The organism is Nonomuraea sp. NPDC026600, assembly GCF_040638335.1.
Taxonomy (GTDB): Bacteria; Actinomycetota; Actinomycetes; order Streptosporangiales; family Streptosporangiaceae; genus Nonomuraea.
The window spans coordinates 1-8,062 of the sequence record NZ_JBEZYD010000085.1; the positions used below are offsets into that span (position 1 = coordinate 1).

Below are 8,062 nucleotides of genomic sequence, written 5' to 3' on the forward strand. Positions count from 1 at the left end.
CTGATTCCCACCACAATCCGCAGCGACTCACACCCGAAGACGATCACGCCCCGCGATCATCCAGCACCGGAATGCTCTAGGCGTGAATGCTTACCCTCGATCATGAAGAGCCTCTTTACCTGGCGCCAAATACGTCATCTCGTTCTTCGCTTCGGCATCATCGAGGTAAATGTCGAACCTCGCAGTGCGCTGCCGTCGAGGTCTTCGGCATGCCCTTTGGCTCGCCAAGGGCGACCTCACCAGCAGTCAGTGTGCCGAAGCACCTGGATCCGGGTCGTGTCAGGGTTCTTGCTTGAGCGCAGTGTTCACCGCGGAGAACCAAGCGTCCGCGTGAGGGCAGGCATTCCTGATGGTGTCGATGCCGAGCTCGGCTATGACGAGTGGGCCGTCGGAGGTCTTGCGGTATCGCGGATATAGATTCAGTAGACGCTTGGAGGGGGCCGTGCTGGCCCCGTCGTTGACCAGTTCGGCACCTTGGGCTTGCGCCACAATCGTTTGGACGGCCTGGGCGAGCGCGTCATCGCCGGTGAGTTCGCCGAGTGCCTCGTGGCCCAGCAGAACCCATGCCTCCAGTTCGTGGAGTACCAGGTACGGCAGGAAGCGAGGGTGGTCAATGGTGCCGGCCATCGCACGCTCGACGTGAGTCACACGGTCGTACGGCGAACCCGAGGGACGTGTCGCCATGCCGGGCACGTCGGTGGGGAGTCCGTAGTAGTCCAGCATGGTCGTCAAGACGGTGATGGAGGAATCGCCCAGGAGCAGGCGGATCTCTGAGGTGAGCTTGCCCCACGTGGACAGGCCTCCCCTGTGGGAAGGGCCACCTGCGGGCCGTTTGGTCGTGAAGATGGACCAAGTGACGTAGACATCGGAGCTGAACAGGTAGGGCTCGATAACTTCGCGTACCACGGTCTCCTCGGTCTGGCCCTCGCACAGGATGTGCAGTCGGCGCATTCCCGTCACCGCGACTCGGCCTGCGGCCTGCCACCGAGCAGATTCTTCTCCCACAACTCACCCAAGGAGTACTCCGCCAGCCAGTCGACCAGCCCTGCGGGGGTGAGGCGATTGAAGACCGACGCTCCCCCAGCGCGTTCGGCGACGATGAGATCGTCTACCTCGAACTGGTTCATGAGCGTCACCGACTGGGTGGCGATCAGGACCTGGCTGGCGCTGCTCGCGGCGCGCAGCATGTCGGCCAGTTGGACGATGGCATAGGGGTGCAGACCGAGCTCCGGTTCGTCCAGCACGACGAGGTTGGGAAGGTCGGGCAAACTCAGCAAGGTGGTGAGGCAGATGAAACGGAGCGTTCCGTCCGACAGCGCGTCTGCGGGGAAGACGACGTCCGAGCCCTCTTGTTGCCATCGCAGTCGGAGTCGGCCGTTCTCCTCGATGAGCACGAAGTCCCTGAAGAACGGCGCGACCTGCTGGATGGTTCGGACGATCCTCCTGTATGCGGAGCGGTCTTCCTGCTTAAGGCGAAGCAGGACGGCGGCCAGGTTTCGGGCATCAGGGTGCAACGCGATGTTGTCGGAGGCGAACCCTGTCTGCTTGACCGGGGCGTTCGCGCTGGTGTCGTGGAAATGGAAGACACGACAGCCCCGCAGTGTGTCAACTACATGCCCGGCCATGGACGACAAGTCTCGCTCATCGAGCTCATCCAGGAGGCGGGTCTCCCGATGTCCCCGTCCCAAGACATGTCTTCCGCCACGCAACTCGATCTCTTCGTTGCCGAAGATCAGCTCATCGCCAGCCGCCGGGATGAGCTTGGCCCAGTATTCGTTGGACGAGAACTCCAGGCGCAGGCCGATCTCCGGGATGCTCTCGTCTCCGCGATAAAGTAGGGCGGAGGCTCCACCAGCCTGGCCAACGAACAGGTTCAGGTCTTCGTCGACGATCCGGCCCAGCAGGGCAAGGGCAGAGATGAAGTTGCTCTTGCCCGCACCGTTGGCACCGATCAGGACGTTGAGATCACGCAACCGCACCTCGGCGAAGCGGATCGAGGTATATCCCCTGATCATGATCGACTGCAATCTCTGCGGCGCCATACGCCCAGCTTAGAGTGATCCACCCATGCGGCGCGTCCACCCTCCTGCAGTCGGAGAGTGAGCACACCACTGCTCGACTGGGTTACCGGACCAGAGCCGTCAGTGTCTTCCGATGGGCAAGCAGGTCCCGGCACCTATGATGCAGGAGCTTGGAGGGTCATCTGATCGAAGTCGCGGGCCTCGCATGGCTGGGCGCATAGGCCACGACTGACGTGGTGGCCAACCATGACCGGCGCGGGACATATGCGGGATGATCTTGTAACGGGCACGCCCTGAGCATTGCGTTCCTGCAGCTCATACCGCCTATCGTGGCCATTCAAGCCGCACGCTCCTAATGCGGGTGCCGCAGACATCCGATCTGCCTAAGGTGTCAAGCCGTGGCCTTCGAACGCGATGGGAAGGCCGCAGGTTCGTCGTAGGTCGCGCCTTTGCGTAGGCAGTGGTGCAGGCAGCCGAGTATCCGGCTGAAGGTGTTGCGTAGCGCGCTGGAGTGTCGATCGCCTTCGGCGCGCCGTCGGTCGTAGTGGGCTCGAGGGCCGGGTGCTCGGAGGGAGGCGAAGGCCCAGACGTAGCCGGTGGCGGCCAGGCGCTGGTTCTTCACCTTGCGGTGATGGACGACCAGGCTCTTGCCGGAGGCTCTGGTGATGGGCGCCGCGCCGACGTATGCCTTCAAGGCGCGGGCGTCGGCGAATCGGGTGCGGTCGTCGCCGAGTTCGGCGAGCACGCGGGCGCCGGTGAGGTCGGCCGGGCCGGGGAGGTCCTCTCAGAGACTCGGCTGATGCAGCAGTACGAGCTCGGACCGGTCGCTGTGCGACAGGCGCTCGGGGTTCTGCGCAGCGAGGGACTGGTCGTCACCGTGAAGAGTGAGGGTTCCTACGTCCGTCCCCGGGTTCCAGTTGAGCGAGTGTCCATACAAGGATCCGCTGAGGTGACAGCCCGGATGTCATCTCCTGTCGAACGCAAGGAGCTGGATATCCCCGAGGGCGTTCCAGTGTTCGTGATCACCTCGCCACGCAAAAGTAACCGTGTGTTGCCAGCAGATCGCACCGTTCTCGTCTGGGAAGACTCCGACGCCTAGACCATACGACGGCGACGATGACCCGTCTTTAGATCTTGATCTACGGCTTTCCCTTCAGTAGTCGTCCCTGTTCGGGAGAAGATCAATCATGCTTCGTCGAGTCCTCGCTACCCTGGCGCGCCCCAACTCCAGCCCACGCGATCAAGCCGAGGAGGATGCGTGCGCTTATGGGGCGCTGCTTCTCAGCGAGGCGCGGGAGGAACTGAACAGGGCGGATGCGAAAGCTCAAGTGTTACTAGGAATCGTCGGCCTCGGGCTGGGCGCCACCGCAGCCGGGCTATTCGCTGGCAGTTGGTCACCGTTCTCCCTGTCAAACGGCATCGAGTGGCTTTGGTGGGTCGGCTCCGGGGCAGCCCTTCTAGCACTCATATGCCTGGCAGCTGCCGTCTACCCGCGTACGACTAGATGGGGCACCCTACGTCGTGACACGGTCAGCTACTGGGCGGATGTCCTGCCCTACACCACGAGCGAGGAGGTCGCTGAGGCACTTTTGCGCTCCCGAACCTTCGATCTTGGGCGGGTGTCCGATCAGTTGCGACAGGTAGCAGGCATCGTCCGACGCAAGTACCGCCTCATCCGTTGGGGCTTCTGGCTGTTGTTGCTGGCGCTCATTGCCACCCTTACCTCCGTCTCGCTGAACACTGTCATCCCAGCAACCTGACACTCCACCATCGAGACGCGATTCGGACATAGCAGCACAAATAGTGGTTGAGTCTCTATCGGAGTTGTCAAAGAGCGGAGAGCAACGTATGGATGAGCTTATAGATGAACCGTCCGGGATCGTTCGGTCACGCTTCAGCTGACGGCCCTCAGGCCACAGCTGGAGAACGGGCGCATGGCGAAGGAGGCACGATGCATCAGGCGTCAAAGGAGGTCTCCAGTCGGCGACTTCCGCCCTATCGCGGGTTGATTGCAGTCGATTGCGTGCAGTTCAGCAGGCACCAAAGCGTCCATCTTCCCGACCTAAGCGCCGCAATACCGGAAGCGCTTCAAACCGCACTAACGCGATGTGGGATACCTCAAGTATGGGACAGGCGACGGTTCCCACAAGGTACAGGGGATGGTTATATATTCGGGACCAAAACAAGGTACGTCCCTGCTCTCATCGACCAAGTTGTGCCAAGCCTACAAGATGTGCTTTATGATCTCGCGCCCAGTCTACGCGCCAAAGACCGGTCTCTAGATCTACGCCTGCGTGTCAGTATCCATATCGGGCCCATACATGACGACGGTGACGAGCTAAGGGATCGGATCAGCGAGCCAACGATACACGCATGTAGATTGCTAGACTCTGCTCCTTTGAAACAAGCACTGAGGCAGAGCCATTCAGACGTGACTCTAGTCGGCGCAATAATCTCCCAACGCGTCTTTGAAGATGTTGTGCAGGCTGGATACATACAGCTACACGAGACAGAGTTTGAGTCAGTTACCGCAGCAGTACCAGACAAAGGATTCAAGCAGTCTGCATGGCTGTACATACCGCGGCGATCACGTCAGGGCCTGGAATCACCTGAATCCACGACAGTGTCGAGTGCAGGCAAGTTGTCCTCAATCCCATCGCCAAGCACCACGGCTATCTTTCATGGCAACGTCGGGCAGAACATCACTGCAGGTGAAATTCGCGACGGAGTTCATCTAGACCTCCCAGAGGGATTTTTTGAACCTCGCCGAAAGAAGGAGCAGGAGTAGTGACTGACGCCGAAACGCCACCTGAAGTCGATTCGTCGGACGACATTGACGCCGCGCCTGATTCGGATCTACCCGAAACCAAAGAGGGCGCTGATGAAGAAGGCCCTGAAGATGGGCCAGACGAGACGCAGGCGGAACCACAAGAACCTTTACTCCTTCAAAATAGTTTTCAGGAGGCTGTGGGCGCGGCTTTCGTTGGCACTCGGATCGACAATGTCAACTTAGGTGAGGCCCGAAAAAACGTCGCAACCCGCGTACTTCACCCAGACGTCCTGCAAGAGATGAGTGACACGTACGTACGCAAGGATCGGAATGGAGATGACAAGGCGAGCGAAGTAGAAAGGATCCTGTGGCGGAAGAGATTCGTCGTTATCGCTGGCGATGAAGGAACTGGTCGCTTCATAACCGCAGTCAACGCGATCCTTGCCACTCACCTACATCCCGTACAGATACTTTTGGACCCTGACGATATCGAACGCTCGCTCATTACGAAGAAGGGGCAGGGCCAACTCATCGACCTAGGCGAGCTTGAAGAAGAAGCTGTTGCAAGATTGTCCAAAGTCCTGCGCGACTACGTTGCTCGCATTCGATCCGCCACATCCGGGCTCGTCATTATTACCACACCTCAGGAATGCCGCCTGCTTGATCCAGATGACGACGCGGTGGTGTCGACCGTAGGCCCCTGCGCAGAGTCTGTGTTCCGCTCACATCTTGCGTGCGCAACTTCTAGGAGATACGCGGATAAGTATGCCGCATACCCAAAACTAAAAGACGCTCTGCAAGGTGCTACCACTCGTGAAGCTACACGTCTCGCTAGTCTGGCGAGGAAGCGAGTCGACGATAAGGATTGCGCCTCCGAAGAGGCAATCGAACAAGTCTTGGCCGAATTTATGGAGCGAGCCAACGCAGACGTAAGGAACTTGTTTGGCGGCGCCAGCGCCGACCAGCCTGAATATCATCGGGCGCTTGTACTAGCCGTATCTGCTCTGGAGGGCGCACGACCGGATGCTGTGTTCTCCGCGACAGAGCAACTCGTGGAGGCGCTAGAGCTTGAGAGGTACCCTGGGCGTGGCAGCTTTGGGCCAGGTGCATCCAAGCTGTTGGCTTCTATAGACGCAGAACTAGTCGACGGAGTAGTTCGATTTCGCCGAACAGACTATGCCTTGCCAGTTCTTGACTACGCTTGGGGGGACCATGTCTATCTGCGCAAACATCTAGACCCCTGGATTATCTCTCTTGGCGCCACGAATGAGAGCGATCACATAGGGTCAGCGCTACTTTATCTTGCCGAATCCCATGACGCGCCCAATCTGATAATCGATGCAGTTACGAGCTGGGCGGATAAATATACGAGCCGATCACGTGCAGTACAGTTGCTGGATAGCGCGGCGCTTAGCACTGAAATAGGGCGGAGTATCCGACAGTTCCTATACCAATGGTCGATCATGTCGTCTACGCCGGAGGACATTCAGGTCACCGTGGCAGAGGTTTGTGGAGGTAATCTCGGAAACTATTTCCCGGGGGTAGCGTTAACGCGTCTGAGGCATCTTGCAGATCGCTATTCACTACGAGTCAAAGGTACCGTATGTGCAGCTCTTGCCGCACTCGGCAAAGATGACAGTCTTCGCGGGATGATTCTCAGCGAGGTTGCAGATTGGACCAGTAGCACGTCGGAGCGCCAGACCACTGGTGCTCTTGCATTTGCGACTTTGGCCAAGGAGCGCATCGAGGAACGGTACGCTTTTATTCCTAACTCTCCTGCAGATCAAGGCCTGCTCGATATCCTCGCTCAGGGCTGGCGCGCGACTCTGCGAAACGCTCAAACCGCGGCTGGCGCTTCCACACTCGCCATGGAATGGATGGAAGCCAGTGTCCGGATGCAAGCATCTAGAGAAGTCGTCACTAGAATCTTCGCTTCAGCTTGTAGGAGCAGCTACGACATCGGAATAATCATCCCCCTCGCAAGGCGCTGGATACGCGATTTTCACGAGCCGTCAATGCTGCCACGTGAGATGTTCTACGAGGAACTTCTAGGCAGGATCGAGGATTTGCGGCCCCACCTCTGGAACCGATCATGTCGCAACACATTTGATGAGATGTAGGAGACATCGTGGGCGTATTGTCTTGGATCCGTGACCTGCTTCCCTTTGGGTACGAAAAAGAGCTCATCGAGAAGCATCATCACAGCAGGTTTTCAGTGCGGCCCCTTCCGAGCTCCTTGCCAGAGGCATACTTTGAGGCGTCACTTCAACTTACGTGGACGATAGCGGGCGGTGGCAGCCCACCAAACATGGAGGAGACTTACCGGGCCCACCGTCAACTTCGCGAGGTGTTGGAACGCGTCACACCTACTTTCTCGGTTCTCTCAGAAGGGGAAGCGCAGAGCGAAGCCGAAATCGCGGTACACAGGCAAGCTCGCGGGATTGATCGCCGTCTAACGTCCGTGCAGATAACGCTTTCGGCGAACGATGACATGAAGGCTTATGCCGAGAATTTCGAGAGAGAGCTACGCCAGAGCGCTTTGACGGAAGCAATGTATGCTATGAAAGCGCGTCAAGCTAGCTATGTACGCGATCATCTACTTGCCGATGCCCAAATCGCTAGACTCTGGTGGCTCGACGGAAGAGCTGAGAAGCTACCAGAACTTCTCAATATGGGCAATAACTTCGAACAGGTTGTTGGACTAGTTCGAGATGGCATGGGGTCGGCTAAAACCCCTGAAGAAGCACTGGTAGTCGAGCGCGTTGCAGAAATTATCAAGGATTTCCTCGCGCCGTTAGGGGCTCAGCATCGCGAGGTTCTCCTCAGCCAACTTGGCAAAATATTTGAAAGCTATGAACGGGAAGACCTCGTCACGAACTTGCAGATCTTGAACGGAAACTCTGCAGGAGAAGCTTGAGCATGCCCAGTGATCGTTCTCCTCAGATAGCAGCACTGCAAAGATCACCGACAGTGGCACCACCGTAGCCGGCCGGTGATGAGGAGGCTGATAGCAGTGAGTACGGGTTGATGGGGGAGGCCGCCTTCTCTCGTCCACGGACGAGACCACGAAGACATCGTCTTAGCGCCTCTGGTTGGACGAAGTGAACTGCGAGCAGTGATCAATTCCCAATCTCTTCCCAAGAGCTCCCAGCCAGCTTCGACCTCGCGATGTTTCAGCAGGTCGTGTGCCACGAACGCTGAAGGAGGCGTTGATGTAAGAGCTTCTGGAAGCGGTGCTGTGCAAGAGATGGAGGTAGGTCCTCCGGGATCG

Annotated in this window: 6 protein-coding genes and 1 pseudogene; 4 read left to right on the top strand and 3 right to left on the bottom strand. The window is 58.4% G+C overall.

Annotated features, from left to right (window positions below):
• Positions 1-279: 279 nt before the first annotated feature.
• The 3 genes and pseudogenes from AB0F17_RS65955 to AB0F17_RS65965 all read right to left on the bottom strand — a co-directional run.
• The gene (locus tag AB0F17_RS65955; RefSeq protein ID WP_358047684.1) at positions 280-951 is read right to left on the bottom strand and encodes a DUF4276 family protein; all 672 of its coding nucleotides are present in this window, start codon (positions 949-951) and stop codon (positions 280-282) included.
• A 5-nt stretch (positions 952-956) separates the two neighbouring features.
• Entirely contained in the window at positions 957-2,042 is a 1,086-nt protein-coding gene (locus AB0F17_RS65960) for an AAA family ATPase (RefSeq protein ID WP_358047686.1), read from the bottom strand.
• Positions 2,043-2,412: 370 nt separating this feature from the next.
• Positions 2,413-2,790: pseudogene (locus tag AB0F17_RS65965) on the bottom strand (transposase); the annotation flags it as partial.
• Between the two features lie 30 nt (positions 2,791-2,820).
• On the opposite strand from AB0F17_RS65965, the gene AB0F17_RS65970 reads away from it, so the two are divergent.
• The 4 genes from AB0F17_RS65970 (at position 2,821) to AB0F17_RS65985 (ending at position 7,708) form a co-directional block, all read left to right on the top strand.
• Positions 2,821-3,120, top strand: coding sequence for a hypothetical protein (locus AB0F17_RS65970; RefSeq protein ID WP_358047688.1), 300 nt, complete (start codon positions 2,821-2,823; stop codon positions 3,118-3,120).
• An 88-nt stretch (positions 3,121-3,208) separates the two neighbouring features.
• Positions 3,209-3,781 (top strand): Pycsar system effector family protein, encoded by a 573-nt coding sequence (locus AB0F17_RS65975; protein ID WP_358047690.1) that lies wholly within the window; start codon positions 3,209-3,211, stop codon positions 3,779-3,781.
• A gap of 1,027 nt (positions 3,782-4,808) precedes the next feature.
• Positions 4,809-6,911, top strand: coding sequence for a hypothetical protein (locus AB0F17_RS65980; protein ID WP_358047692.1), 2,103 nt, complete (start codon positions 4,809-4,811; stop codon positions 6,909-6,911).
• Positions 6,912-7,099: 188 nt separating this feature from the next.
• Positions 7,100-7,708, top strand: a complete 609-nt coding sequence (locus AB0F17_RS65985; protein WP_358047694.1) for a hypothetical protein — start codon at positions 7,100-7,102, stop codon at positions 7,706-7,708.
• Positions 7,709-8,062: the final 354 nt, after the last annotated feature.